This window comes from Reyranella sp. (genome assembly GCF_965227665.1).
Taxonomy (GTDB): Bacteria; Pseudomonadota; Alphaproteobacteria; order Reyranellales; family Reyranellaceae; genus Reyranella.
Window position 1 is genome coordinate 3,350,506 of the sequence record NZ_OZ245767.1, and the last position, 25,541, is coordinate 3,376,046.

A 25,541-nucleotide genomic window follows, 5' to 3' on the forward strand; every position below is an offset into this window, starting at 1 on the left:
GGGGGGCCCTTACTTGGCCTTGGCGACGATCTCGCCCTTCTGCGGCACGACCTTGGCACCGGGCCGGACCATGGGATTGGCGAGTCCGTCGAGGACCACCTTGTCGGTGGGCTCCAGGCCGGAGCGGATCACCCGCAGCCCGTCGACGATCGTGCCCAGGGTCACCGGCTTGGCCTGCACGACGTCTCCCGGGCCAACGACGAACACGATCTTGCGGGCCTGGTCGGAGATGATGGCCGAGTCGGGCACCAGCAGCGCGTCATATTCGCCGCCGAACAGCTGCAGCCGGCCGAAGATGCCGGGCGTCAGGAGCTGGTCCTTGTTGTCGACCAGGGCACGGACGCGGATCGTGCCGGACCGCGCGGTCATCGCATTGTCGACGAAGTCGACCTTGCCGGTGCGCTTCCAGTCGGTCTCGTCGGACAGCCGGATGCGGACGGGATTGGCGCCGTCGCGCGAGGAGGCGAGCGCTCCCGAGAGGATCAGGCGGCTGTAACGCAGATGATCGGCTTCCGAGATGTCGAAGACGAAGCGGATGGGATCGAGCGTCACGATCGTGGCGAGCAGGGTGGCGCCCGTCTGGCCGCCCGAGATCAGGTTGCCGGCATCGACCTTGCGGTCCGAGATGCGGCCGGCGATCGGCGCCGTGACGTTCGTCCATTCGAGATTGAGCTGGGCGTTGCGCAGCGCGGCTTCGGCAGACTTGAGCTGCGCGCGGGCGACGGCGAGCGTCGACTTGCGCGAATCCTGCTCCGCCTCGGTGATGGTGCGCGAGGAAATCAGCGAAGCACCGCGACCGACCTGCAGCTCTGCCAGATCGACCTGGGCCTTGTTGCGGGCGACCTCGGCCTCCGCCGATTCGACGGCGATCTCATAGGGCCGCTTGTCGATGGTGAAGAGCGGATCGCCCACCTTGACGATCTGGCCGTCGCGGAAATCGATCTTGTCGATGAAGCCGGACACACGCGCGCGCACTTCAACGGATGCAACGGCTTCGAAGCGACCGGAATACTCGTCCCACTGGGTGACGCGCTTGCTGAGCGGTTCTGAAACACTCACGGGCATGGCGGGCGGGCCGCCCTGGGCGAAGGATGCGGATGAAAAAGCCCAGAGGCAGAGGCTGGCGACAGCCAGCAGGCAGCGACGTACGGACACTTGGACTCCCCCGCGAACAATTCTGCGTCGCGAAGTCGACATGTGGTTGCCCCATTGGGCTGTGTCAATTCCTCGCGGAGTAACCGACGCACTTCGCGGGAACGGCTTTTCAGCAACAACTGTAGGGTTAAACGGCTTCCGAGGCTGCCGCTCTGCGGGCACCCGTCGAAAGGGCTTCGCAACGTTGCGCAAAGTCGCGCGTTCAACTCGATGGTGAGCTTGGCTGGTGTGGTCGCACGTCGCCTGGCAGGTGTCGAGAGGGGCGAGTCATGGTCACGTGTGAAAAGGGTTCCGGACATGATTCATCGTCCGTCATCTTTCTGACGCTGCTGCTCTGCCCGCTCATGCCCGGAAGAGGGGCGTAGATGGGCAAGCCATCTCCGCGCATTGCCTTCATTGCTGTCATCCTCGTCGCGATTGCGGGGGCTGCCGTCTACTGGTTCGCTCTCCGCAGCCCGACGGTGCCGCCGGTCGCCGCAGCGCCACCGCCCGCCGAGGTGGGCGTGGCGACGCTGGTGTCCGCCGATGTGCCCTTGCCGTTGCTTTATGCGGGGCGGGTGACCGGCTTCCGGATCGTCGAAATTCGGTCGCAGGTCGGCGGCTTTCTGCAGAAGCGCGAATTCACCGACGGCGAGGCGGTCAAGGCGGGCGATGTGCTTTTTCGCATCGATCCCCGCAGCTACGACGCCGCCCTTGCCCGGGCCAAGGCCCAGGAGGCGCAGGCGCAGGCGACGCTGACCCAGGCGACGGAGAATTTCACCCGGGTCGAGGGTCTGGCGGCCCGACAGGTGTCGACCCAAAAGGCGCTCGAGGATGCGACGGCCGCGCGCGAGCTGGCCACCGCGGCGCTCGCATCGGCTAAAGCCGATGTCCAGACCGCCGAGCTCAATCTCGAATACACCGTGATCAGGGCGCCGATCGCCGGCCTCACCAGCATCGAGGCCTCGCCGCCCGAGGGCACGCTCGTCCAGCCCCAGCAGACGGTGCTCACCCGCATCACTCAGCTCGATCCGGCTTACGTCTATTTCACGACCACCGACGGCGAATTGCGCGAGCTCACCGAGATCAACCGCAAACGCGCCAAGCCGCTCACGGAAGACGACGTCACGGTGAAGCTGCGCTTCGGCAATGGCGACGTCTATCCGTTCGACGGGCGGGTCGACATCAGCTCCAGCATCGTCGATCCGCGCACCGGCACGATCCAGATTCGCGCGGTCTTCCCCAACGACAAGCGCGGCCTGCTGCCCGGCCAGTTCGTCCGGGTGGAGATCATCGGCGTCACCATGCCGAATGCCGTCCTCGTTCCGAAGACGGCGATCGTGCAGGGGCCGCAGGGTGCCGCCGTCTACGTGCTCGATGCGAACGACGTGGCCCAGGCCCGCCCCGTCCAGCTCGACCGCGAGGTCGAGAAGGGCTGGATCGTGAAGAGCGGCCTCAAGGCCGGCGAGCGCGTCGTCACGGACGGCGTCATCCGGGTTCGGCCCGGCGCCAAGGTGAAGCCGGTCGATGTCTCCACGGCGCCCGCCCCCGCGGCCCTCCCTGCCGCGGGCGGGACCAGACCGTGATCTCGAAGTTCTTCATCGACCGGCCGGTCTTCGCCAGCGTCCTGTCGATCGTCATCGTGCTGGCCGGGCTGGTCGCGATGCGCGCGCTGCCGATCTCGCAGTATCCGCAGATCGTGCCGCCCGATGTGGTGGTGACGGCGAGCTATCCCGGCGCCACCGCCGAAACCATCGCCTCCACGGTGGCGGCGCCGCTCGAGCAGCAGATCAACGGCGTCGAGCGCATGATCTACATGCGCTCCACCTCGACCGGCTCGGGCACGATGAGCCTGACGGTCAGCTTCGAGATCGGCACCGATCCCGACCAGAACGCCATCAACGTGAACAATCGCGTGCAGCGCGCGCTGCCGCTGCTGCCCGCCGAGGTCGCGCGGCAGGGTGTCGTCGTCCAGAAGCGGTCGTCGTCGATCCTGATGGTGATGACCATGTCGTCGCCGGACCGGCGCTACGACACCGTGTTCATCAGCAACTACGCGCTGGTCAACGTGGTCGACGAGCTGCGACGGCTGCCCGGCGTCGGCGATGCCGCCCTGTTCGGTGCCTCGGACTATTCGATGCGCGTCTGGCTGAGACCCGACAAGCTCGCGCAATACAATCTGACGCCGGGCGACGTGGCGGCCGCCGTCCGCGAACAGAACTCGCAATTCGCCGCCGGCCGGTTCGGCGAGGAGCCGATGAAGAACCCGCAGGAGTTCACCTATTCGGTGACGACCCCCGCGCGCCTGGTCGATGCCACCCAGTTCGAGAACATCATCATCCGTTCCGACGAGATCGGCGGCGCGCTGCGCCTCAAGGACGTGGCCAGGGTCGAGCTGGGCGCGCTCACCTACGGCTTCTCCGCGATCTTCAACGGCGCCCCTGCCGTGCCGATCGGCGTCTATCTGCAGCCCGGTGCCAACGCGCTGCAGGTCGCGCAGTCGGTGCAGGACACGATGCAGCGCGTCTCCAAGCGGTTTCCGGAAGGGCTGCGGTACGACGTGCCGTTCAACACCACGCGCTTTGTCGAGGTCTCGATCGAGGAGGTGGTGATCACCTTCATCGAGGCCGTCATCCTCGTGGTGCTGGTCGTCTTCCTGTTCCTGCAGAGCGTTCGGGCGACGATCATCCCGATCATCGCCATCCCGGTGTCGATCGTCGGGACCTTCGCCGGCATGTACCTGCTGGGCTTCTCCATCAACCTGCTGACCCTGTTCGGGCTCGTGCTGGCGATCGGCATCGTCGTCGACGACGCGATCGTGGTGCTGGAAAACGTCGAGCGCATCATGTCCACCGAGGGCAAGAGTCCGCGCGACGCGGCGGTCCAGGCGATGCAGGAGGTGACCGGGCCGGTCATCGCCATCGTGCTGGTCCTCTGCGCGGTGTTCATCCCGGTCTCCTTCCTGGGCGGCCTGGCGGGCGAACTCTATCGTCAGTTCGCGGTCACCATCGCCGTGTCGGTGGTGATCTCGGGCATCGTGGCGCTGACGCTCACACCTGCACTTGCGGCCCTGATCCTGAAGCCCGGCCACGAGAAGCCCGGATGGTTCTTCTCGAAATTCAACAAGGGCTTCGGCTGGGTGACCGATCGCTATACCGGCGGCGTCTCGTTCCTGATGAAGCGGGTCGTGTTCGGCCTGGCGGGCTTCGCCGTGATCGTCGGTGCCACCGTCTACCTGTTCCAGCGCGTACCGGGCGGGCTCGTGCCCAACGAGGACCAGGGCTACGTCTTCCTGGTGACGGCCCTGCCGCCCGCCGCCTCGCTGACGCGCACGCGCGAGATCACCGCCAAGGCGACCGAGGAACTCGGCAAGAATCCGGCCGTCGCCAATGTCGTCACCTTCTCGGGCTTCGACCTGCTCTCGGGCGCGCAGAAGACCAATTCCGGCATCTCCTTCGTCACGCTGAAGGACTGGTCCGAGCGCAAGGAGCCCGCCCAGGATGCACGCAATCTCGCGCCGGCGCTCGCCGGGTTGAACAGCCATTTCCGCGACGGCGTGGTGATCGGCTTCAACCCGCCGCCCATCCAGGGCATGAGCACGACCGGCGGCTTCGAATTCTATCTGCAGGACCGGTCGGGCGGCTCGCTGGCGAGCCTCGCGGAAGCGGCCAACAAGGTCGTGGCCGCGGCGGCCAAGCATCCGGAACTGGCCGGCGTCTCCACCACCTTCTCCACCAGCGTGCCGCAGTACCGGATCGACGTCGACCGCGACAAGGCCAAGGCCATCGGCATCCCGATCAACTCGATCTTCGACACGATGCAGAGTTCGTTCGGCAGCCTCTACGTCAACGACTTCACCCTGTTCGGGCGCACCTATCGTGTGAGCCTCTCGTCGGAGTCCGACTTCCGCGAGCGGCCGGAGGACCTGCGGCACGTGTTCGTGAAGTCCGACAAGAACGTCATGGTGCCGCTCAACGAGCTGGTGCCGGTGACCCGCATCGTCGGTCCCGACACGGTCGACCGCTTCAACATCTTTCCCGCCGCCAAGATCCTGGGCGGGCCGGCGCCGGGCTATTCCTCGGGCCAGGCGATCGCCGCCATGCAGCAGCTCGTGGCCGAGACCCTGCCCGACGACTACACGATCGGCTGGACCGGTTCGGCCTACCAGGAGCTGGCCACCCAGGGCACGGGCAGCCTGGGTTTCGTGTTCGGCCTGGTGATGGTCTTCCTGATCCTGGCGGCGCAGTACGAGCGCTGGTCGCTGCCGCTCGCCGTCCTCACCGCCGTGCCCTTTGCGGTGTTCGGCGCGCTGCTGGCGGTCTGGATCCGCGGCCTGGAGAACGACGTCTATTTCCAGATCGGCCTCATCACGCTCATCGGTCTCGCCGCCAAGAACGCCATCCTGATCGTCGAGTTCGCCTCGCAGCGCTACCAGCAGGGCCTTTCGGCCTACGACGCGGCGATGGAGGCGGCGAAGCTGCGCTTCCGGCCGATCGTCATGACCTCGCTCGCCTTCATCCTGGGCGTGGTCCCGCTGGCCATCAGCAGCGGCGCCGGCTCGGCCAGTCGCCATTCGATCGGCACCGGCGTGATCGGCGGCATGCTGGCCGCGACGTTCATCGCGATCCTGTTCGTGCCGCTCTTCTTCCGCCTGCTCACGCGAAAGAAGAAGGAGCCGAGGCGGGACGAGGCAAAGCCAGCCGCACTCCCTCATCCTGAGGAGCCGCGCTAAGCGCGGCGTCTCGAAGGATGGGCGACAAACGTCGTTTTTGTGCCCACCCTTCGAGACGCGCTTCTGCAGAGCGCTCCTCAGGCTGAGGTTGGTGTCGGGAAAGCCAACGCGATATCATCGACACATGAAAATCAAGAAATTCGGCACGCCGCTCAAGCCCTCCGCCGTCAAGCTGATGCTGCTGGGCTCGGGCGAACTCGGCAAGGAAGTCGTCATCGAGGCGATGCGCTTCGGGATCGAGGTCATCGCCTGCGACCGCTATGAGGACGCGCCGGCCATGCTGGTCGCCAACAGCGCCTACGTCTTCGATATGCGCGACGGCGAGGCGCTGCGCCATGTCGTCGAGACGGTGGAGCCCGACTTCATCGTCCCCGAGATCGAGGCCATCGCCACCGACACGCTGGTCGAGCTGGAGAAGGAGGGCTGGACCGTCATCCCGACGGCGCGTGCCGCCCAGCTCACCATGGATCGCCGCGGCATCCGCAAGCTCGCGGCCGAGAAGCTCAAGCTGCCGACCTCGCCCTACCGCTTTGCCGCCAGCCTCGATGAGCTGCAGGCCGGCGCCGAGGCCGTGGGCTTCCCCTGCTTCATCAAGCCCACCATGTCGTCGTCCGGCCACGGCCAGAGCGTCGCGCACAAGCCCGCCGATGTCGCCAAGAGCTGGAAGATCGCGATGGAAGGCACGCGCGCCAGCACCGGGCTGGTGATCGTCGAAGGCGCCATCGACTTCGATTACGAGATCACCCTGCTCACCGTGCGCCACGAGAACGGCTTCGGCTTCTGCGAACCGATCGGCCACATCCAGGTCGACGGCGACTATCGCGAAAGCTGGCAGCCGCACGCCATGTCGAAGCCGGCGCTGCGCAAGGCGCGCGACATCGCCAAGAAGGTCGTGAACGCACTGTGCGGCGCCAAGGGCCGCGGCCTGTTCGGCGTGGAGATGTTCGTGAAGGGCGACAAGGTCTGGTTCTCCGAACTGTCGCCGCGGCCACACGACACCGGCATGGTGACCATGGTCTCGCAGAACATGAGCGAGATGGAACTGCATGTCCGCGCCATCCTCGGCCTGCCGATCCCCGAGATCACCTGCCAGGCGGCGGCCTCGGTGCCCGTGCTCGGCAATGGCACCATCGAGGACCCCACCTATACCGGCATCGCCAAGGCGCTGGCCGCGCCGGGGACCTCGGTGCGCATCTTCGGCAAGCCCGAGGTGAAGGGCCACCGCCGCATGGCCGTCGCGCTCGCCACGGGGCGCACCGTCAAGGACGCGCGCCGCAAGGCGATGGCGTCGGCGAAGCAGATCAAGGTCGGGTAATCATTGGAGCGCGCAACTCCAGTTGCGCTCTTCATCTTGCCTTAGCGACATTCCTTGAGCGCAACTGGAGTTGCGCGCTCCGATGAGGCGCTCTTCGGAGTCAGTGCCGGAAGTGCCGCATCCCGGTGAAGACCATCGCGAGGCCCTTTTCGTCGGCGGCCTCGATCACTTCCTTGTCGCGCATCGAGCCGCCCGGCTGGATGATTGCCGTGGCACCGGCTTCGGCGGCGGCCAGAAGACCGTCGGCGAAGGGGAAGAAGGCGTCCGAGGCGACGACGCTGCCGACCGCCGGGCTCACCGCGAGACCAGCGGCCTCGCCGGATTCAGCGGCACGGATGGCGGCGATTCGCGAGCTGTCGCGGCGGTTCATCTGGCCCGCGCCGACGCCCACCGTGGCGCCGTCCTTGGCGTAGACGATGGCGTTCGACTTCACGTGTTTGCAGACGGTGAAGGCGAACAGCAGGTCGTCGAGTTCCTTCGCCGTCGGCGACCGCTTGGTCACGACCTTGAGGTCGGCCTTGGTGAGATGGCCGTTGTCGCGGGTCTGGAAGAGATAGCCGCCGGCCACGCTCTTGAGCGTCATGCCGGCCGTGGTCGGATCGGGCAGGGCGCCGGCCAGCAGCACGCGCACGTTCTTCTTGGTCGCGAGGATCGCCAGCGCTTCCGGCGTCGCATCGGGCGCGATCACCACTTCGAGGAAGAGCTTCACCAGCTCGGCCGCGACCTTGGCCTCCAGCGTGCGGTTCAGCGCAACGATGCCGCCGAAGATCGAGACGGGATCGCAGGCATAGGCTTTCTGGTAGGCGGTGAACTGGTCGGGATCGACGGCCACGCCGCAGGGGTTGGCGTGCTTCACGACGACGATGGCGGATTCGGCGAACTCCGCGACGCACTCGTAGGCAGATTCGGTGTCGCCGATATTGTTGTAGGACAGCTCCTTGCCCTGGACCATGCGCGCGGTGGCGACGCCGGGCCGCTTGCTGCCGTCGCTGTAGAAGGCCGCCTTCTGGTGCGGGTTCTCGCCGTAGCGCAGCGTCTGCACCCTCTCGGCCGACAGGGTCAGGCGTTCGGGGAAGGTCTCGCCCTGTTGGCCGGCGAACCAGTTGGCGATCGCCGAATCGTAGGACGCGGTGCGGGCATAGGCCTTGGCCGCCAACTTGCGGCGCAGCGCCAGGGTCGTGGCGCCCTTGTGCGAGTCGAGCTCCTGCAGCACCGAGGCATAGTCCTTCGGGTCGACCACGATCGTCACGAAGTCGTGGTTCTTGGCCGAGGCGCGGATCAGCGCCGGCCCGCCGATGTCGATGTTCTCGACGCAGGTCGGGAAGTCGGCGCCGCGCGCGACCGTGGCCTCGAACGGGTAGAGGTTCACCACCACCAGATCGATGCCCGCGATCTTGTGATCGCCCATCGCCTTCTGGTGGCCGGCGTCGGTGCGGCGGGCCAGGATGCCGCCATGGATCGAGGGCTGCAGCGTCTTCACGCGGCCGTCCATGATCTCGGGGAAGCCGGTGTGATCGCTGACCTCGACCACCTTGAGGCCGGCGTCGCGAAGCGCCTTGGCCGAACCCCCGGTGGAGAGGATTTCCACCCCGTGCGCCGCCAGCGCCTTGCCCAGCTCGACCAGGCCCTCCTTGTCGGAAACGGAGATCAACGCGCGCTGGATGCGGGCCAGGTCGGGCGTGGGCGAGGGGACGTACTGGGTCGAGGCGGACATGGCCGGTCTTTTAGCCCGGGCCGCGGTCGGATGGGAACGGTGCGGAGGGTATTATCCTCCGCACCGCGTCTGGTCTTAGGCTGCGGAGCGGCGGCCGGCGCTGAGAGCGTTCTGGAACTCCCGCACTGCAAATTCATACGAATTGGGATCCTTGGAAATTTTCTGAGGATCCCAGCGGGCCATATTCATAACCAACTGATACGCCTCAGCAATCCTCGGCAAATTTGCCTTTACGAAGGCGCTTGGATCGCGGACAGCCCATCGCACTTTGCCGCGTTCGACTACCATCAAGCCCTTGAGGCCGTAGATCAGGGGAACGATGAGCCCCTCCGGATAGCTGCATCGTGTCCCGTTGCGAAAGAAGGGGGTCTTCGGCTCGGTTGTCATGTAGCCCGAAGCGTCCTTGCCAGCCGCCTTTGCGGCCTTGCGTTTGGCGGGGTCGTAGATCTTCACGATAGGATTCGCGGCAAACCGCTTTCCCCCTTCATTGTAGGCGGTGGGGAATTCTTCATAAATCTGGTCGTACAGTTCGGGGATGTCGGCCAAGATCTTGAACGCGCTCGCGACGCCCGCATGGTGAAGCTTGCGCCGAGCACCCTGAAGTTCCTCCGTCACGTCATCGCGTGACATCAGTTCTTCGAAGCGCACCGAGCACTCGCCCTTGTTGCGATAGGTATTCTGCGGCGAGACACGAATGTCCGTGGGCAACGCGCGGGCCTCGCTGAGGGCATTGAGCGGGATCCAAGCCAATGCAACGAGATCACGGACCTTAACGGGGCGCTTCTCGCTGTCATCTTCCCATGTGTTTGGCTTCCACTCGACGCGATTAGAAAAAGCCTCCGAAACTTCCGACCGAATGGCGTCATAGAAGCCCTGCTTATTAGATTTGGCCTCAATCGGAAGCTGGGCGTTGTTATTGCGTGCCTCACATACTTCCAAGAGCGGCATGAGAAAGGCATCGATGTCGTTCTCGGTTGAGCCAGACGGCACAAGAAGCTCAACCGCAACCTCGAACTGGAACTGGTCCTTAATCTTTTCCAGTTCCTCTTCGTGATCGTCCCAGGCAGCTTTCATATCGTCCCAGAACTTAATGCGCTTCCAATCCGCGTCCTCCATGACCTCTTTCAGCATATGCAAACCGATCGCCAGCATGTTGTGACCACCATCGAGGACACCCTCTACGGCCGAGTCGACAAAACGCAAACGAAACCGGTTGCGCTGCAATTCTTCGCAATGCGCCGTCCCGATCAGGAGGCCCTTTGACATGTAGCGGAACAGATCCGGAGAGTTCTCCAGCGTGGTCAGGATATCTTCGACCACAGCATTGCGACGCGAAGAACGGGGATTCGCTGCCAGTCCCGCCTTATGAAGCAGCGGCATGAGGTGCTTGGCCTGAACAAAGCCAACCAAACGCTTGATCGGACTCTCTTCGCCCGCATCATTCTTGGACGGTTGCGTGGCGACGTGCGCAAAACGGATGATGATGTCGTCGTTCTTAGTAGCCATTTTCTTCTCCTTGAAACCATTTCAGGTAAAGGAGCGAACTCTGGCTAAAGCCACGCAAAGATCATGATGCGTGGTCCCATCATCTATCCCTTTGCAGGTCTCGATGAGGTTGCCGCCCTTTCGGTTGGCCTTTATCCAGAGCCCACTCCGGGCTCTTCCTGTTCCTTTTCAGGAACGAGCGAGAGGAAATCACACCGTGCAGCCCGCGTCAACCCCGGAGAGCAGAGTACGGCTCCCTGCCACCAAGTGTTGTGTCTCATTCTGAAGTGCTGAGACGTCTCTAAGCGTCCGCTCCCTCCAGGACGCGGACCGTGAAGCCCTCCGCCTGAAGCGCGGTGACCAGTTCGCGGGCATGGTCGCGGTCGCGGGATTCGACGGTGACGTCGAGCTCGGTGGACTTGGCCACGACGCTGCCGAACAGGCGCTGGTGCTGCACTTCCACGATGTTGCCGCCGGCACCGCCGATCAGGCCGGCCACGCGGGCGAGCTGGCCGGGCAGGTCGGGGATCATCAGGCGCAGGCGCACGATGCGGCCGTCGCGGACCAGGCCGCGCAGCAGGACCGAGGCCAGCAGGCGGGTGTCGATGTTGCCGCCGCACAGGATCAGCCCGACCTTGCGGCCGGCGAAGACCTCCGGATGGGCCAGCAGGGCGGCGAGTCCCGCGGCGCCCGCGCCTTCGGCCACGGTCTTCTCGACCTCGAGGAACAGCGCGATGGCGTGCTCGATCGCCACCTCGTCGACCGCCAGCACCCGATCGACCAGCGCGCGGGCGATGGCGAGCGGCGTCCGGCCGATATCGCGCACGGCGATGCCCTCGGCGATCGTGTCGCCGCCTACCGTCACCGGCTCGCCGGCCAGGAGCTGGCGCATGGCCGAGTAGCCGGCCGATTCGACGCCGATCATCCGGACGTCGGGTTTCAGGCCGCGCGCGGCGACGGCGCAGCCGGCCAGCATCCCGCCGCCGCCGACCGGCACGACCAGCGTGTCGAGTTCGGGCGCGTCCGCCAGCATCTCCAGCGCGATTGTGCCCTGGCCCGCGATGATGCGCGGATCGTCATAGGGATGGACGAAGACCAGCTTCTCGGCGTCGGCCAGGCGATGCGCCTCGGCCGCCGCTTCCGCCAGCGTGTCGCCGATCAGTACGACCCGCGCGCCATGGCCGCGCGTGTGCTTGACCTTGGTGTTGGGCGTGAAGGACGGCATCACGATGGTCGCGGGAATGCCCAGCCGGCCGGCGTGGTAGGCGACGCCCTGCGCGTGGTTGCCGGCCGACATGGCGATGACGCCGCGACGGCGCTCCTCGTCGCTGAGCTGCAGCAGCGTGTTCAGCGCGCCGCGCTCCTTGAACGAGGCGGTGAATTGCAGGTTCTCGAACTTGATCCAGACATCGGCCTTTGCGATGCGCGACAGCGTCTCGCTGCGCAGGCAGGGCGTGTGCACGACGGCGCCCTTGATGCGCGCGGCGGCGGCGCGCACGTCGGCGAGAGAGACGGGGAGGCTATCGGTCATGTCGAGATCACTGTCATTGGAGCGCGCAACTCCAGTTGCGCTCATATTCTTCTCATCGATAGCGGACGAGCGCCACTGGAGTAGCGCGCTCCATTGAGCCGCTAGTGCGAGTAACCGTCACTGCAGAGTGTCTGGAGCTGCGACAGGGAAAGGGAATCGATGTCGAGGGCGGCTAAAAGGTCGTTCTCGGCCGTGAAGTCGCGCCCGTACATCGCCGAGAAGAGGCTGACGCCAGCCTCGTGCAGCGGCGCGGGAGAGCCCGCGAGGCGGCCGAGTTTCGCGGTCGGAACCAGGCCGAACGGCACGTCCTCGGTGACGTAGCGGCTGTCGGCGGTGGTCGGGCCGGCGCCGCTCTTGCCGAGGGCATGCATGGCCTGGTGCATCTCGTGCGCCGAGCCCAGGGGCACACCGAACGAGAGGTTGAGGTGCTGGAAGATCGTACGAACCTCCAGGCCGAGCGCCATCGCAACGGCGAGACGCTCGCGATCGAGTTCCTCGAGCAATCGGCCGATCTTGGGCGTCACGTTCTCGGCCTGGCCCCACGTCTCGGCCCGCTCCATGCGCGTCATGTTGCCCAGCGCAATGCCCATATGGATCGTCGGATTGAGATTGCTGAGCGCGATGGCCAGCAGGCTCTGCCGATCGACGAAGCGGTCGCCGAACAGGGACTGGCAGAGGGCGAGACCCTCGGCACTGCGCGAGGTGGGCAACGTGGCGAGATCGACCGTCTTGCGCACCGTGTTCACTTGCACCTTGGCAAGCCCGGACTGGCGGCCGCTCACCAGCGTCGTGCCCCAGGCGACGATCGGCACCGTGATGCCACGCGCGGCCAGCAGCCGCGACAGATAGAGCGCGCCGAACGAGGCATGCGAACTCACGATCACCGTCTGCGCCGCGGTGATGTGCGGCGCGATCCGCTCGAAGACGAGCTTGTGCCCGTAGGCCGGCAAGGCGATCAGGAGCACCTCGGCATCGGCTACGAGCGTCTCGGCGCTGGTGGCGACAGCCGGCTTGAGCGATCCCTCGATCGCGCCCGCAGCGACGAGCGGTTCAACCGCAGCCAAGGCCTTGGTGCGCTCGCCCGATGGCGACCACAGCGTGGCCTTGTGCCCCTCGCATTCGAGAAACGCCGCCATTCCAAACGCGATCGAACCCGCGCCGACGATGCCTACTTTCATCTTCTACGTCCTTATATCCCCGTCGTCTCGACCGAAACCGAGCGCAGCGAGGCGAAGTGGAAAGACCTTCTCTCGATCAAAAGCCGGCAATTCGTGGAGAGAAGATCTCTTGTGTACGGCGCTGGTGCCAAGATGCGCGAACGGGCGGCTGCTCCAACAACCGCCCGTCGCCAGATCTGAGCCCGAAGGTCTCCAAGGCACAAGCCTGTAGCGGAGCGAGGGACAGGTCCGGTGTCTTCCTGAACCCGAACAGTTGCAAGGGCCGTTGAGCCCGTACGAGCAAGGAAGGGACACGAGGATGGCACAGGAACAAGTCGTTGTCGGCATCGATGTTGCCAAGGAGAAGGTCGACGTGGCGATCCGGCGGGGCGCCGAATGCTGCTTTGCCAACGATCCGCAGGGCCATCGCCAGCTGCGGGCCTGGCTGAAAGAGCATGCCGTCGGTCAGGCGGTGATGGAGGCCAGCGGCGGCTACGAGCGGAGCTGGGCCCGCCTGTTGCGTGCCGCGGGCCTCGAGGTGGTGATCGTCGACCCCAAGCGGGTCCGCCACTTCGCCAAGTCGGCCGGACAGCTGGCCAAGAACGACCCGATCGACGCCCGCATGATCGCCTGGTTCGGCGAGGCCTTCGAGCATCGAGGCAAGCCCGAGGATGCCGCCCGCGAGGAGCTTGACCAGCTGGTCACTGCCCGCCGCGGCCTCTCTCGCCTCAAGGAGAAGATCGACAACTGGGGCGAACACGAGCAGCCCAAGGCCGTGCAGAGGGCCTATCAGGCACTGCTCAAGGAGATCACCCGCCAGCAGGCCCGGCTGGAAGCCTTCATTGTCGACAGGATCGAGCAGAGCGAGCACTTCGCCGAGCGCGCCGAGATCATCCAGAGCGTACCGGGCCTCGCCGGTAACAGCGCAGCGGCTCTCCTCGCCCTCCTGCCCGAGCTCGGCCAGGTCGACCGCCAAGCTGCGTCGGCCCTGCTAGGCGTCGCTCCCTTCGACGACGACAGCGGCAAACGCCACGGTCATCGTCATATCCAGGGCGGGCGGCGCAAGCTGCGATGCCTGCTGTTCACCCCCATCCTCGGGGCCGCGACACAGCACAACCCGGTCCTCAAGGACTACTACCGGCGTCTCATCGCCAAGGGCAAGGAGCACAAGGTTGCCTTGGTCGCCTGCATGCGCAAGCTCATCTGCATCCTCAACACGATGCTACAGCGCCGTGAGAAATGGGATCCCGCAAGGCACGCTCTCGCTTAAGCTCTCGCCGATCCACTCGCCTCTCAACAATACAGTTGCTCCGCTCCGCGCTGCGCGCTTCGGTCGAGATGACGGTGTTTAAGCCATCTTGCGGTCGAGCCAGTCGCGGGTGCGGTAGAGAGCGCCGATCAGCGGCAGATACAGCGAGGGATCGCCGTTGTAGAGCGGATGCTCGGGAAACTCGCGGCCGTCGAAGGCATTGACCGGGGCATTGGAGCCGCCTGCGATCTTCTTGGCCGTCTGGGTGCCGAGATAGGTCATCATCGCGACGCCGCTGCCGTTGCAGGCGAGCAGATAGTGCATGCCGTCGTCCTGGCCCATGTGCGACATCGAATCGAGCGCGAAGGCCACGTTGCCCGTCCAGACATGGGTGATGCGGATGCCCTTCAGCTGCGGGAAGCGGTCGATCATGTACTGGTAGAGGATCGGTGCGCTGACTTCCGGCGGCGCCGCCGTAAAGCGGGCGCGGCCGCCGAAGATCATGTGCTTGGCGTCGGGCGAGGGCCGATAATAGGTCAGCACCCGCTTGGTGTCGCCGATCGAGCGCTGCAGCGGGATCAGGTCCGTCGCCGGCATCGGCAGTTCTTCGGTGGCGATGATGTGGCTGGCCACCGGCACGACGCGCATCTTCAGCTTCGGCGTCAGGTCGCCGGTATAGCCGTTGGTGGCGATGACGACTTCCCGGCAGGCGATCGGCCCCTTGGCGGTCAGCACGCGCCAGCCGCTGCCGGTCTTCGCGTCCTTCGTCTTCTCGATGCGCTCGGCCTCGACCTCGCCGCAGAGGATGGCGCCCTGCGTGTGGGCGGCTTCGAGCAGGCCCTTGTAGTAGCGCGCGGGGTGGAGGTTGCCGCCGCTCTTCACGTACATGCCGCCATAGTAATAGTCGGAGGCCATCATCTCGCGCACCCGCTCGCGCGGGATCATCTCGGCGCCGACATTGGCGTACTTGTTGAACATCTCGACCTTGCGCGCCTGGTCGTCGTAGTGCTTGGGCGTCCAGGCGCCGGTGAAGCGGCCGTTGGTGATCAGGCCGCAGTCGATCTTCTCGCGATGGATGATGTCGATCAGGGTCTGCAGCGAATCCGCACCACTGCCCAGGAACGCCGCCTTGTTGGCCTCGAACTCGGCCTCGACCTTGGGGTTCTTGCCGCCCAGTCCCTTGGCGATGTTGGTGCCGCCCGAGAGCATGCCGCCGTTGCGCGTCGAGGCGCCGATGCCGAAGACGCCGCGCTCCAGCACCACGCAGTCGATGCCGTTGCGCCGCAACTCCAGTGCCGTCGACAGGCCGCCATAGCCCGCCCCCACGATCACCACGTCGGTCTTCGCGGGCGGGTCGACGCTCAGCGCGTTGTTGGGCGTCCACGCCTCCCACCACCAGGGTTGCGCCTTGAAGCTGGGGTGGAAGATGTCGGCTTTGCTCATGGATCTACTCGGAGTTCTTCGGATCGAGCAGGCGAGGCAGTCTTCGTGCCATCGCCTTGCGTCTAGAAATCCGTGACCTTGCCGTTGAACTGCCAGTCGCCGTAGCGGGTGGGCTCGGGGCCGGGCGGGCCGCCGATCTCCTCGACCTTCTTCGGCTTCTCGGGGACAGGGGGGATTGCCGGATCGGCCTTGGGCGGCTCCGGCGGAGTGGGCTTTTTGCTGTCGGTCATGACTGCATGATGCCTGTCCCCACCTTGATTCGCCACTTTTGCAGACCAACTTACCCGGCATGAATTACGTCAAGACCGCCCTCCTGCTCGCCGCGCTGACGGGCTTTGTCCTCGTGGCGGGCTACCTGCTGGGAGGCCAGACCGGCCTCGTCATCGCCCTCGTCGCCGCGCTGGGCATGAACCTCTTCGCCTACTGGAACAGCGACCAGATGGTCCTGCGCATGGCCAACGCCCAGGAAGTCGGGCCGGAGAATGCGCCGGAGCTGTTCAACATCGTCCACGAGCTGGTGCAGCGCGCCGGCCTGCCGATGCCGCGCGTCTACCTGATCGACGAGGACCAGCCGAACGCCTTCGCGACCGGCCGCGATCCCGAGCATGCCGCCGTGGCCGCGACCACGGGCCTGCTGCGCTACCTCAGCCGCGAGGAAGTCGCGGGCGTCATGGCCCACGAGCTGGCCCATGTCCGCCACCGCGACACGCTGATCATGACCGTGGCCGCGACCCTCTCGGGCGCCATCGGCATGCTGGCCAGCTTCGGCGGCCTGATGGGCGGCGGCCGCGATTCCGAGGGCCGGCCGCTGGTCAATCCGATCGTCGCCATCGCCGCGATGATCCTGGCGCCGATGGCCGCCATGCTGGTGCAGATGGCGATCAGCCGCGGCCGTGAATACGAGGCCGACCGCATGGGCGCGGAGATCTGCGGCCAGCCGCAGTGGCTCGCCTCGGCCCTGGCCAAGCTGCATGCCGGCACGCAGCAGATCCACAACGAGGCGGCCGAGCGCAACCCCGCGACCGCCCACATGTACATCGCCAACCCGCTCGCCCTGGCCGGCGGCATGTCGAGCCTGTTCTCGACCCACCCGCCGATGGAGGAGCGCATCGCGCGCCTGCAGGCGATGGGCGGCCAGAGCTACGCGCAGCCGCGGCAGGCCTCGTCGGCTCCCCGAAGCGGCCCGTGGGCCAGTCCCGCCCCGCAGGCGCCGCGCCGCGGTCCGTGGGGCTAACGAAAGGTCGCTCGCTAGGCCGGGGATGACAGCCTTTGCTGCATCCGACGCACCGCGCCGATCCCGACACCCATTGTCATCCCGAGCGTAGCGAGGGACCTTTACGCGCTGCCCGCTAAACCTTCGGGGGCAGTGCCGCCGGCTCCTCGCCGAGGTCGACGGCGAGGATGCGTTCGCCGCGGCGGGTGATCGCCGTGGTCGAAGTATCGATCTCGCGCAGGTCCTTTTCGGTCTGGGCGAAGTGCTTCTTCAGATTGTCCACCCGGTCGTCGAGCCGCTTCACGTCGCCCAGGATCAGCCCGACCATCTTCTGGATCTCGCCGGCCTGCTCGCGCATGCGCACGTCCTTCAGGACCGCGCGCACCGTGTTGAGGGTCGCCATCATGGTGGTCGGTGACACGATCCACACCCGCGCCCTGTAGGATTCCTCGACCAGGCCGGTGAAGTTGGCGTGCAGCTCGCCATAGACGGCTTCCGAGGGCAGGAACATCAGCGCCGATTCGGCGGTCTCGCCGGGCACGATGTATTTGCTGCGGATGTCGGCGATGTGCTTGCGGATCGCCTGCTGGAAGGCGCGCTGTGCCGCCAGCAGGGCCGCGCCGTCGCCCGCCGGCACCGCCCGCAGCAGGCTGTAGCTCTCCAGCGGGAACTTGGCGTCGATGGCGATCGAGCCCGGCGGGTTGGGCAGCTTCAGCAGGCAGTCGGCGCGCACGCCGGTCGAGAGCGTCACCTGGAAATCGTAGGCCGAGGGCGGCAGGGCGCTCTGGACCAGGTCGTTGAGCTGGACCTCGCCGAAGGCGCCGCGCGCCTGCTTGTTGGACAGGACCTCCTGCAGGCTCACGACCTGGGTCGACAGCTCACCGATCTTCTTCTGCGCCTCGTCGATGCGGACCAGGCGCTCGCGCAGGTCGGTGACGATCTGGCCGGTGGCCTTCTCGGTGCGGTCGAGCCGCTCGGCGACGACCTTGCCCAGCGCCTGCTCCTGCTCGCGCAGCGACTTCTCGACCCGCTGCACGGTCTCGGCCTGCTGGCTCAGCGCCAGGGCGAGCTGCTGCTGCATCCGCTGCTCGGCCTCGCGACTGCCGCCGTCCCGGCGCATCAGCACGACAACCAGAACGAGGGCCAGGACAACGACCGCGGCGAGGAGGGCGAGCGACAGGGTATCCATTGCGATCCTTATAGGTTGGCGACGTTTGGCAGGCTAACCTTCATCGTCACCCGGGGGATGGTAATCATGCGGATACTGCTCGTATCGGTCGTGCACGCGGCGCTCTTGCTTGCCGTCGCGCCGCCGGTCTTTGCCCAGGGAACGCCGGCGCCCGGATACGAGCGCAACATGCCGCCGCCCGGACCCTACGAGGCAAAGCTGGATGCTCTTGCCGCGGCGCACGACTACAGCGCTTTGGGCAAGGCTGTGGTTACCGATATCAAGGATATGGAAACGGCGTCCCGGGCGTTGAACTGGTTGAGGGCCCAGCAGTTCGCCAAGGGCGGCAGTTCCTATATCGCCTATCTCTATGCCGCCCTGTTGTGGCGCACGTCCCAGAGCATTCCTGAACCGGGCAGATCCGGGCTCGCCCAGAATGCCGGAATTCAGCTTACGCAGGCGCGATGGCTGATCCAGTCGGAGGGATTTCAATGCCTCGACACGACGGCTCCTCAGGCTGCATGGCTTTCCGTGGAGAGCGGGCTTCTTCCGCTCGTGCAGTATGTCGCGAAGCTACCGGAGGCCGACAAGAAGAAGATCAACGAGATCGCCCTGGAAGCCCTGCTCGTGACGTTCCCGGCTCGTCGGAATGACGTCTGGCTGTGTCGAAGCGGAATGGCCCAGTATGGCAAGTACTTCGAGAAGCACCCCGAAGTCGGCAACAAACGTGTCGATGAATTCAAGGGCAGGACGATCGTCCTCGACGATCCTTCGATCATGCCCGATTTCGTTCCCTATGCGGATTGGAAGGCCAAGCGTCGCGTCGCCATCGACAAGATCACCGATGGGCTTGGCGTCGCTCGTGTGACGAACTACAGGGACACGGTTTCCCGGCTGAAATGAAGACCGACAAGCGCATCGACAAGCGCGCCCCTGCCCGGTAATCCAGCATCGATGGCTCGCAAATACGATCCCCCCGCGCACGATCCGGACGTGTGGCTGTTCGATCTGGACAACACGCTCTACCCGGCGCGCTGCAACCTGTTCTCGCAGATCGACGTGCGCATCGGGCGCTATATCGCCGATTGGCTCAAGGTCACGCCCGAAGAGGCGCGGATCGTGCAGAAGCAATACTGGCGCGACCACGGCACCTCGATGCGCGGGATGATGACCCTGCACGGCGTCGATCCCACACACTATCTCGACTACGTCCACGACATCGACTATTCGCCGGTCGAGGCCAATCCGTCGCTCGAAGCGTCGCTGCGCGCGCTGCCCGGCCGCAAGATCATCTTCACCGCCGGCGACGTGCCGCACGCCGAGCGCGTGATGGAGCGCCTGGGCGTGGCGCATCATTTCGAGGCGATCTTCGACATCGCGGCGGGCGAATACTGGCCCAAGCCGCATCCGCAGATCTACGAGTCGCTGGTGAAGAAGCACGGCATCGATCCGACCCGCGCCGCCTTCGCCGACGACATCTCCGTCAACCTGAAGCCCGCCGCCGACATCGGCATGCGCACGGTGTGGATCCGCACCGACGAGAGCGTGAAGCGCGCGGCCGACGCCGATCTCAGCCACATCCATCACCAGACCGACGACCTCGCGACATGGCTCGACGACTGGCTGACCGAAAGGAACCTCAAGACGTGAAGATCCTGATCCTCGGCGCCGGCGCGGTCGGCGGCTATTGGGGCGCACGCCTCACCCAGGCCGGCATCGATACGACCTTCCTGCTGCGCGAGAAGCGCGCCGAGAAGGTCCGCCAGGAAGGTCTCGTCGTGAAGAGCCCGAAGGGCGACGCCGTCGTGCCGGTCAAGGTCGTGACCAAGGGCGGCGAGGGCGGGCCCTATGACGTCATCGTGCTGGCCTGCAAGGCCTACGATCTCGACTCGGCGATGGGGTCCATCGCGCCGGCGGTCGGACCGGACACGGTCATCGTGCCGATGCTGAACGGCCATGCCCATTTCGCCACCCTCGACGCGAAGTTCGGCGCTGCGCACGTGGCCGGCGGGCTCGCCCGCATCTCGGGCATGCTGGGCCCCAACGGCGAGATCCTGCACAGCGGCGCCTCCGCCGTGTCGTTCGGCGAGCGTGACGCCAAGCCCGCGCGCCCCTCGCTGGTCGCGCTCGACGCGGCCTGCAAGAAGGCCGGCATCGATGGCGGCCTCAACGACAACATCAACCAGGATCTCTGGGACAAGTGGATCATGCTGTCGACGATCGCCGGCATGTGCGCCTCGATGCGCGGCACGATCGGCGACATCATGGAGAGCGAGGATGGCGCCGCGATCGTCGCCGAGACGCTGGAAGAGAGCCGCAAGATCGCCGTGGCCGAGGGCCAGCCGCCCAGCGACAAGGTGGTGGCCAACCTGAAGGGCATGCTGACGGCCAAGGGCTCGAAGGCCGTGGCCTCGATCCTGGGCGACATGGAGAAGGGCGGCGCGGCCGAGGGCAAGCAGATCGTCGGCGACATGCTGGCGCGCGCCCGCAAGCACGGCATCGCCGCGCCCAACCTGCGTTACGCATATGCCCACCTGCAGACCTATGAAGCGCGCCGGGCGCGCGGCGGATTGAAGTAGAGGTTGCCATGAAGATCCTGATCCTCGGCGCCGGCGCGATCGGCGGCCTCGTCGGCGGACGCCTGCAGCAGAGCGGCGCCGACGTGACGTTCCTCGTGCGCGAGAAGCGGAACGAGGCGCTGCAGCGTGATGGGCTGGTGATCAAGAGCACCAAGGGCGACATCACCCAGAAGGTGAAGAGCGTGACGAACGGCGCCGAAGGCGGGCCCTACGACGTCGTGCTGCTGACCTGCAAGGCTTACGACCTCGACTCGGCGATGGATGCCATTGCCCCGGCGGTCGGCGCCAACACCACGATCGTGCCGCTGCTGAACGGCATGCGCCATCTCGAGGCGCTCGATGCCCGCTTCGGCGCGGAGAAGGTCGTGGGCGGTCTCGCGCGGGTCGGCGTCGCCATGAACGGGGAGGGCCATATCCTCCACACCAGCCCGTTCGCCGTGATCTCGTTCGGCGAGCGCGACAGCAAGCCAGCACGCAAGGCGCTGGTCGATCTCGATGCCGCCATCAAGGCATCGGGCATCGACGGCGGGTTGAACGCCAACATCGTGCAGGATCTCTGGGACAAGTGGATCATGCTGTGCACCCTGGCGGCGACCTGCTGCCTGATGCGCGGCTCGTCGGGCGACGTGCTCGAAGCCGACGAGGGTCTGGCGATCGTGCTGGAGACGGTCGAGGAGGCGCGCCAGGTGGCGGCCGCGGCGGGCCACGATCCCGGCGAGAAGGGCCTCAAGACCATCCGCTCGTTCCTGACGGTGAAGGGCTCGAAGTTCACCGCCTCGATGCTGCACGATCTCGAGAAGGGCGGCATGGTCGAAGCCGATCATATCGTGGGCGACATGATCGCCCGCGCGAAGAAGGCCGGCATCGCGACGCCCAACCTGCGCCTCGCCTACGCGCACCTGCAGGTCTATCTCGCGAAGCGTGCACGCAAAGCGGCTTGAAAGCCGGCACGGGAGGGGCTTAACTCCTCCTCATGAACTTTTCGGGCCCCTATTCGCGCGTGCCGCGACGGAACCATCCGATCGCGGAAGCGTAGTCCCCGAGCCGGCCCTTGTGTCCCGGCATCGGGGCACGATCGCGTTCGTGCGATCACCGATTAAATCCCATTCGTCTCATCAAATGCAGGAGCATCCGCGATGCCCGCCGTTGCACGTAACCGTTCCGTCCCCAACATCGTGGTCAGCGACGCCGACTGCGACCGGCTGACAGACCTCGCCACCGCGTCGCTGGAGCGGCTGCCGGAAGTGGCCGAGGAGCTGCTGTCCGAGATGGAACGCGCCAAGGTGGTGAGCGAGGACAAGGTGCCGGCCGACGTCGTGCGCATGGGCTCGACGGTCACCTTCCGCTCCGACGCCGGCACCGATGGCGAGCAGCACGAACTCACCGAGACGCTGGTCTATCCGGTCGACGAGGACAGCGACGCGCACAAACTGTCGGTGATGACGCCGGTCGGTGCAGCGCTGATCGGACTCGCGGTCGGCCAGTCGATTGCCTGGACGGCCCGCGATGGCCGCAAGCACCGGCTGACGGTGGTCAAAGTCGCCTGACACTCACGGCTTGAAGCGCAACAGCGCCACGCCGAAGCCCATGAAGACGGCGCCGCTGATGCGATTGAGCCAGCGGCGCCAGATCCCGTGCATCAGCCGGTCGGCGAGCTTGCGCCCCGTGAGCGCATAGACCGAATAGAAGAACAGCTCCACGCCCAGGAAGGTCGCGACCATCAGCGCAAACTGGGGACCCCAGGCGCGCGCAGGGTCTATGAACTGCGGAAAGAACGCCGCCGCGAAGACCAGCAGCTTGGGATTGCTGATGCCGACCAGGAAACCGTCGCGGAACAGTGCCACCCCTGATGTTCCGGTGGAAGGCGGCGGCGTCTCCGCCGCGACGGGCTCGCGCCAGACCTGGATGCCCAGGTAGACGAGGTAGGCGGCACCCGCGATCTTCAGCACGTCGAAGGCCCCGGGTAGTGCCAGCAGCAGCGCGCTCAGCCCGGCGACAGACCCCGTCAGCATCAGCACCAGGGCCGTCAGGCAGCCGGCCACGCCGATGAAGGCCGATCCCAGGCCGAAGCGGATGCTGCGCGTCGTCACGTAGAGCACGTTCGGCCCCGGCGTGCAGGAGATCAGCACGACGGCACCGAGATAGAGCCACCAGGTTTCGAGAGTCATGGTCCGACCTCCGTGGCCTTTCGCTGGCCTCCCCATTCAAATGGGCAGGTGTCGCGTCTTGCGCGACCGGGGTCATGACCCCTTCGCCCTCGTAAGACGAGGGCACTTCCCCTTTGCGGACTCCGCAAAGGGGAAGAGACCGAGTTGCCCTTACCTCCGGGCGATGAGCGCTCCGTAGGCAGCCAGCGCCGCATGGTTCACGAGGTCGCTGACGGTGGCGCCCATCTGCACGATCTGGACCGGCTTGGACAGTCCGTCGATCACCGGGCCGATCACCGTCACGCCGCCCAGCGATTGCATCAGGCGCGAGGAGATGTGGGCCGAGTGCAGTCCCGGCATGACCAGGATGTTGGCCGGGCCGGTGAGGCGGGTGAACGGATAGGTCGACTTCAGCAGCTCGTAGTCGAGCGCCATGTCGGCCTGCATCTCGCCATCGTACTCGAAATCGACCTGCTCGGCGTCGAGCAGGCGGATCGCCTTGCGGATGCGGTCGATGCGCTCGATCTCGCGGCTGCCGAAGTTCGAGAAGGACAGGAAGGCAACGCGCGGTTCGTGGCCCATCATGCGGGCGTTCTTCACCATCTGCTTGGCGATGGTGGCGAGCTGCTCTGGGCTCGGCGTCTCGTTGATCGAGGTGTCGGCGAGGAACACCGTGCCCTGGCGCGACACGACGATGGAATAGCCCATCGGCACCTTGCCGGCGTCGATGTTGATCACCCGCTTCACGTCGGCGTAGCACTCGGGGAAGCGCCGGGTGATGCCGGTCACCATGCCGTCGGCGTCGCCCGCCGCGACCATGCAGGCGCCGAACACGTTGCGACCCTGGTTGACCATGCGCTGCACGTCGCGGTGCAGGTAGCCGTCACGCTGCAGCCGCTTGTACACGAGGTCCGTGTAAGGGGCGTTCTTGGTCGACAGGCGCGCATTGTGGATCTCGAGGCCGGTATCGTCGGTGATGCCGAGCGACTTCATGGTCTCGCGCACCTGCTCCTCGCGGCCGATCAGGATCGGCGTGCCGTAGCCATTGTCGCGGAACATCACGGCGGCGCGGATCGTGCGCTCCTCCTCGCCCTCGGCGAAGACGATGCGCTGCGGGTTGGCCTTTACCTGCTCGAACAGGCTCTGCAGGAAGTGGCTGGTCGGATCGAGGCGGCCCGAGAGGCTGCGCTTGTATTCCGCCATGTCGGCGATCTTCTTCTGCGCGACGCCCGAGTCCATGGCCGCCTTGGCGACGGCCGCGGAGACCTCGACGATCAGGCGCGGATCGAACGGCACCGGCACGATGTAGTCCGGTCCGTAGCGCAGGCGGCGGCCGGAATAGGCGCGGTCGACCTCGTCGGGCACGTCCTCGCGGGCGAGCTTGGCCAGCGCCTCGGCGGCGGCGACCTTCATGGCCTCGTTGATCGTCGTGGCGCGCACGTCGAGCGCCCCGCGGAAGATGTAGGGGAAGCCCAGCACGTTGTTGATCTGGTTGGCGTAGTCCGACCGGCCGGTGGCGACGATCGCGTCACCGCGGGCTGCATGCACGTCCTGTGGCGTGATCTCGGGATCCGGATTGGCCATGGCGAAGATGATCGGCTTGGCGGCCATCGACTTCACCATATCCTTGGTGACGGCGCCCTTGACCGAGAGGCCGAAGAACACGTCGGCGCCCTCCATCGCCTCCGCCAGGGTGCGCGCCTTGGTGCGCACCGCATGGGCGCTCTTCCACTGGTTCATGCCCTCGGTGCGGCCCTGGTAGATGACGCCCTTGGTGTCGCAGAGGATGGCGTTCTCGTGCGGCATGCCCATCGCCTTCACGAGCTCGATGCAGGCGATCGAGGCCGCGCCGGCCCCGTTCACCACCATCTTGATGTCCTTGATGTCGCGGCCGGTGAGGTGCAGCGCGTTGATCAGGCCGGCCGCCGACACGATCGCCGTGCCGTGCTGGTCGTCGTGGAAGATCGGGATGTTCATCAACTCGCGCAGGCGCTGCTCGATGATGAAGCACTCCGGCGCCTTGATGTCCTCGAGGTTGATGCCGCCGAAGGTCGGGCCGAGATAGCGCACACAGTTAACGAACTGGTCGACGTCCTTGGTGTCGACCTCGAGGTCGATGCAGTCGACGTCGGCAAAGCGCTTGAAGAGGACGGCCTTGCCCTCCATCACCGGCTTGCCGGCCAGCGCCCCGATGTCGCCCAGGCCCAGCACCGCCGTGCCGTTGGAGATCACGGCCACCAGGTTGCCCTTGATCGTGTAGTCGTAGGCGGTGGCGGGGTCCTTCTCGATCGCGAGGCAGGGTGCGGCCACTCCCGGCGAATAGGCCAGCGCCAGGTCGCGCTGGGTGACCAGCGGCTTGCTGGCGATGATCTCGATTTTCCCGGGCCGCCCCGTCCGATGCATGATCAGCGAGTCGCCGTCGAGATCGCCCATCTGGTTGCTGACCATTTCTTCCGAGCTCTTGCCCGTCATCTGCTTTTTCTCTCCCAATTGAGCACGCATATTGGCGGTATTCCGCCGCGCGTGCCAGACACCCATCCCGCGCTGCAGCGCAACTTCCATGCCCAAATATCGTCCACCTCTCGTCCACATGGACCGCTCTGCGGCGTGTGCTAGACCGAACCTCTCCAAGGAAGCGTTCAGTGTCCGACAGTTCAGCGATCCCCGCCGAGGC

20 protein-coding genes are annotated in these 25,541 nt (G+C 66.0%); 10 read left to right on the forward strand and 10 right to left on the reverse strand.

Annotation, left to right across the window (positions count from 1 at the left end; translation table 11 throughout):
• Positions 1-9: 9 nt before the first annotated feature.
• Positions 10-1,155 (reverse strand): efflux RND transporter periplasmic adaptor subunit, encoded by a 1,146-nt coding sequence (locus tag ACO07I_RS16145; protein WP_422009359.1) that lies wholly within the window; start codon positions 1,153-1,155, stop codon positions 10-12.
• 365 nt (positions 1,156-1,520) lie between these two features.
• Here ACO07I_RS16145 and ACO07I_RS16150 point away from each other — a divergent pair, with 365 nt between their 5' ends.
• The 3 genes from ACO07I_RS16150 to purT all read left to right on the forward strand — a co-directional run bounded on the left by ACO07I_RS16150 (position 1,521) and on the right by purT (position 7,181).
• Complete coding sequence (locus ACO07I_RS16150; RefSeq protein WP_422009360.1) at positions 1,521-2,720, forward strand: efflux RND transporter periplasmic adaptor subunit; 1,200 nt, start codon at positions 1,521-1,523, stop codon at positions 2,718-2,720.
• Entirely contained in the window at positions 2,720-5,866 is a 3,147-nt protein-coding gene (locus ACO07I_RS16155; protein WP_422018287.1) for an efflux RND transporter permease subunit, read from the forward strand. The genes ACO07I_RS16150 and ACO07I_RS16155 overlap by 1 nt, the downstream gene beginning before the upstream one ends.
• 124 nt (positions 5,867-5,990) lie before the next feature.
• Positions 5,991-7,181 carry a formate-dependent phosphoribosylglycinamide formyltransferase gene (purT, locus tag ACO07I_RS16160; protein WP_422009362.1) on the forward strand — a complete coding sequence of 397 codons (1,191 nt, stop codon included), beginning with the start codon at positions 5,991-5,993 and terminating at the stop codon, positions 7,179-7,181.
• A 100-nt stretch (positions 7,182-7,281) separates the two neighbouring features.
• Here the strand turns inward: purT and purH are convergent, their stop codons facing one another.
• The 4 genes from purH to ACO07I_RS16180 form a co-directional block, all read right to left on the reverse strand.
• Complete coding sequence (gene purH / locus ACO07I_RS16165; RefSeq protein ID WP_422009364.1) at positions 7,282-8,895, reverse strand: bifunctional phosphoribosylaminoimidazolecarboxamide formyltransferase/IMP cyclohydrolase; 1,614 nt, start codon at positions 8,893-8,895, stop codon at positions 7,282-7,284.
• A gap of 75 nt (positions 8,896-8,970) precedes the next feature.
• Complete coding sequence (locus tag ACO07I_RS16170; protein WP_422009366.1) at positions 8,971-10,401, reverse strand: hypothetical protein; 1,431 nt, start codon at positions 10,399-10,401, stop codon at positions 8,971-8,973.
• Positions 10,402-10,681: 280 nt separating this feature from the next.
• Complete coding sequence (locus ACO07I_RS16175) at positions 10,682-11,911, reverse strand: threonine ammonia-lyase (RefSeq protein ID WP_422009368.1); 1,230 nt, start codon at positions 11,909-11,911, stop codon at positions 10,682-10,684.
• A gap of 101 nt (positions 11,912-12,012) precedes the next feature.
• Positions 12,013-13,089 (reverse strand): NAD/NADP octopine/nopaline dehydrogenase family protein, encoded by a 1,077-nt coding sequence (locus ACO07I_RS16180; protein WP_422009369.1) that lies wholly within the window; start codon positions 13,087-13,089, stop codon positions 12,013-12,015.
• 298 nt (positions 13,090-13,387) lie between these two features.
• Here ACO07I_RS16180 and ACO07I_RS16185 point away from each other — a divergent pair, with 298 nt between their 5' ends.
• Entirely contained in the window at positions 13,388-14,338 is a 951-nt protein-coding gene (locus ACO07I_RS16185) for an IS110 family transposase (RefSeq protein WP_422009370.1), read from the forward strand.
• A 78-nt stretch (positions 14,339-14,416) separates the two neighbouring features.
• On the opposite strand, the gene ACO07I_RS16190 is transcribed toward ACO07I_RS16185, so the two are convergent.
• Both ACO07I_RS16190 and ACO07I_RS16195 read right to left on the reverse strand, forming a co-directional pair.
• Positions 14,417-15,760, reverse strand: a complete 1,344-nt coding sequence (locus ACO07I_RS16190; RefSeq protein ID WP_422009371.1) for an NAD(P)/FAD-dependent oxidoreductase — start codon at positions 15,758-15,760, stop codon at positions 14,417-14,419.
• A 62-nt stretch (positions 15,761-15,822) separates the two neighbouring features.
• Positions 15,823-15,990, reverse strand: coding sequence for a DUF1674 domain-containing protein (locus ACO07I_RS16195; RefSeq protein WP_422009373.1), 168 nt, complete (start codon positions 15,988-15,990; stop codon positions 15,823-15,825).
• Positions 15,991-16,049: 59 nt separating this feature from the next.
• Between ACO07I_RS16195 and htpX the strand changes: the two genes are divergently transcribed.
• Positions 16,050-16,994, forward strand: coding sequence for a zinc metalloprotease HtpX (gene htpX, locus ACO07I_RS16200; RefSeq protein ID WP_422009375.1), 945 nt, complete (start codon positions 16,050-16,052; stop codon positions 16,992-16,994).
• A 115-nt stretch (positions 16,995-17,109) separates the two neighbouring features.
• On the opposite strand, the gene ACO07I_RS16205 is transcribed toward htpX, so the two are convergent.
• Positions 17,110-18,162 carry a DNA recombination protein RmuC gene (locus tag ACO07I_RS16205; protein ID WP_422009377.1) on the reverse strand — a complete coding sequence of 351 codons (1,053 nt, stop codon included), beginning with the start codon at positions 18,160-18,162 and terminating at the stop codon, positions 17,110-17,112.
• A gap of 66 nt (positions 18,163-18,228) precedes the next feature.
• Here ACO07I_RS16205 and ACO07I_RS16210 point away from each other — a divergent pair, with 66 nt between their 5' ends.
• The 5 genes from ACO07I_RS16210 to rnk all read left to right on the forward strand — a co-directional run bounded on the left by ACO07I_RS16210 (position 18,229) and on the right by rnk (position 22,267).
• Positions 18,229-19,044 (forward strand): hypothetical protein, encoded by an 816-nt coding sequence (locus ACO07I_RS16210; protein WP_422009378.1) that lies wholly within the window; start codon positions 18,229-18,231, stop codon positions 19,042-19,044.
• Between the two features lie 51 nt (positions 19,045-19,095).
• Positions 19,096-19,791, forward strand: a complete 696-nt coding sequence (locus ACO07I_RS16215; RefSeq protein WP_422009380.1) for a pyrimidine 5'-nucleotidase — start codon at positions 19,096-19,098, stop codon at positions 19,789-19,791.
• Positions 19,788-20,720, forward strand: a complete 933-nt coding sequence (locus ACO07I_RS16220; RefSeq protein WP_422009382.1) for a ketopantoate reductase family protein — start codon at positions 19,788-19,790, stop codon at positions 20,718-20,720. Before ACO07I_RS16215 ends, ACO07I_RS16220 begins: the two co-directional genes overlap by 4 nt.
• An 8-nt stretch (positions 20,721-20,728) precedes the next feature.
• A complete protein-coding gene (locus tag ACO07I_RS16225; protein ID WP_422009383.1) occupies positions 20,729-21,661 on the forward strand; it encodes a ketopantoate reductase family protein in 933 nt (310 codons plus the stop codon).
• 195 nt (positions 21,662-21,856) lie between these two features.
• Positions 21,857-22,267 (forward strand): nucleoside diphosphate kinase regulator, encoded by a 411-nt coding sequence (gene rnk, locus ACO07I_RS16230; protein ID WP_422009385.1) that lies wholly within the window; start codon positions 21,857-21,859, stop codon positions 22,265-22,267.
• 3 nt (positions 22,268-22,270) lie between these two features.
• Here rnk and ACO07I_RS16235 read toward each other — a convergent pair whose 3' ends face one another.
• Together ACO07I_RS16235 and ACO07I_RS16240 are read right to left on the reverse strand one after the other, a co-directional pair.
• The gene (locus ACO07I_RS16235) at positions 22,271-22,888 is read right to left on the reverse strand and encodes a LysE family translocator (RefSeq protein ID WP_422009387.1); all 618 of its coding nucleotides are present in this window, start codon (positions 22,886-22,888) and stop codon (positions 22,271-22,273) included.
• A 150-nt stretch (positions 22,889-23,038) separates the two neighbouring features.
• On the reverse strand, positions 23,039-25,339 hold the full coding sequence (locus tag ACO07I_RS16240; RefSeq protein WP_422009389.1) for an NADP-dependent malic enzyme: 2,301 nt from the start codon (positions 25,337-25,339) through the stop codon (positions 23,039-23,041).
• Positions 25,340-25,541: the final 202 nt, after the last annotated feature.

Bases quoted from the DNA above. Each gene is read 5' to 3' on its own strand.
- ACO07I_RS16150 (WP_422009360.1), top strand. From the start codon at position 1,521: ATGGGCAAGCCATCTCCGCGCATTGCCTTCATTGCTGTCATCCTCGTC.
- purT (WP_422009362.1), top strand. From the start codon at position 5,991: ATGAAAATCAAGAAATTCGGCACGCCGCTCAAGCCCTCCGCCGTCAAG.
- purH (WP_422009364.1), bottom strand. From the start codon at position 8,895: ATGTCCGCCTCGACCCAGTACGTCCCCTCGCCCACGCCCGACCTGGCC.
- ACO07I_RS16170 (WP_422009366.1), bottom strand. From the start codon at position 10,401: ATGGCTACTAAGAACGACGACATCATCATCCGTTTTGCGCACGTCGCC.
- ACO07I_RS16175 (WP_422009368.1), bottom strand. From the start codon at position 11,911: ATGACCGATAGCCTCCCCGTCTCTCTCGCCGACGTGCGCGCCGCCGCC.
- ACO07I_RS16180 (WP_422009369.1), bottom strand. From the start codon at position 13,089: ATGAAAGTAGGCATCGTCGGCGCGGGTTCGATCGCGTTTGGAATGGCG.
- ACO07I_RS16185 (WP_422009370.1), top strand. From the start codon at position 13,388: ATGGCACAGGAACAAGTCGTTGTCGGCATCGATGTTGCCAAGGAGAAG.
- ACO07I_RS16190 (WP_422009371.1), bottom strand. From the start codon at position 15,760: ATGAGCAAAGCCGACATCTTCCACCCCAGCTTCAAGGCGCAACCCTGG.
- ACO07I_RS16195 (WP_422009373.1), bottom strand. From the start codon at position 15,990: ATGACCGACAGCAAAAAGCCCACTCCGCCGGAGCCGCCCAAGGCCGAT.
- htpX (WP_422009375.1), top strand. From the start codon at position 16,050: ATGAATTACGTCAAGACCGCCCTCCTGCTCGCCGCGCTGACGGGCTTT.
- ACO07I_RS16205 (WP_422009377.1), bottom strand. From the start codon at position 18,162: ATGGATACCCTGTCGCTCGCCCTCCTCGCCGCGGTCGTTGTCCTGGCC.
- ACO07I_RS16210 (WP_422009378.1), top strand. From the start codon at position 18,229: ATGCGGATACTGCTCGTATCGGTCGTGCACGCGGCGCTCTTGCTTGCC.
- ACO07I_RS16215 (WP_422009380.1), top strand. From the start codon at position 19,096: ATGGCTCGCAAATACGATCCCCCCGCGCACGATCCGGACGTGTGGCTG.
- ACO07I_RS16225 (WP_422009383.1), top strand. From the start codon at position 20,729: ATGAAGATCCTGATCCTCGGCGCCGGCGCGATCGGCGGCCTCGTCGGC.
- rnk (WP_422009385.1), top strand. From the start codon at position 21,857: ATGCCCGCCGTTGCACGTAACCGTTCCGTCCCCAACATCGTGGTCAGC.
- ACO07I_RS16235 (WP_422009387.1), bottom strand. From the start codon at position 22,888: ATGACTCTCGAAACCTGGTGGCTCTATCTCGGTGCCGTCGTGCTGATC.
- ACO07I_RS16240 (WP_422009389.1), bottom strand. From the start codon at position 25,339: ATGACGGGCAAGAGCTCGGAAGAAATGGTCAGCAACCAGATGGGCGAT.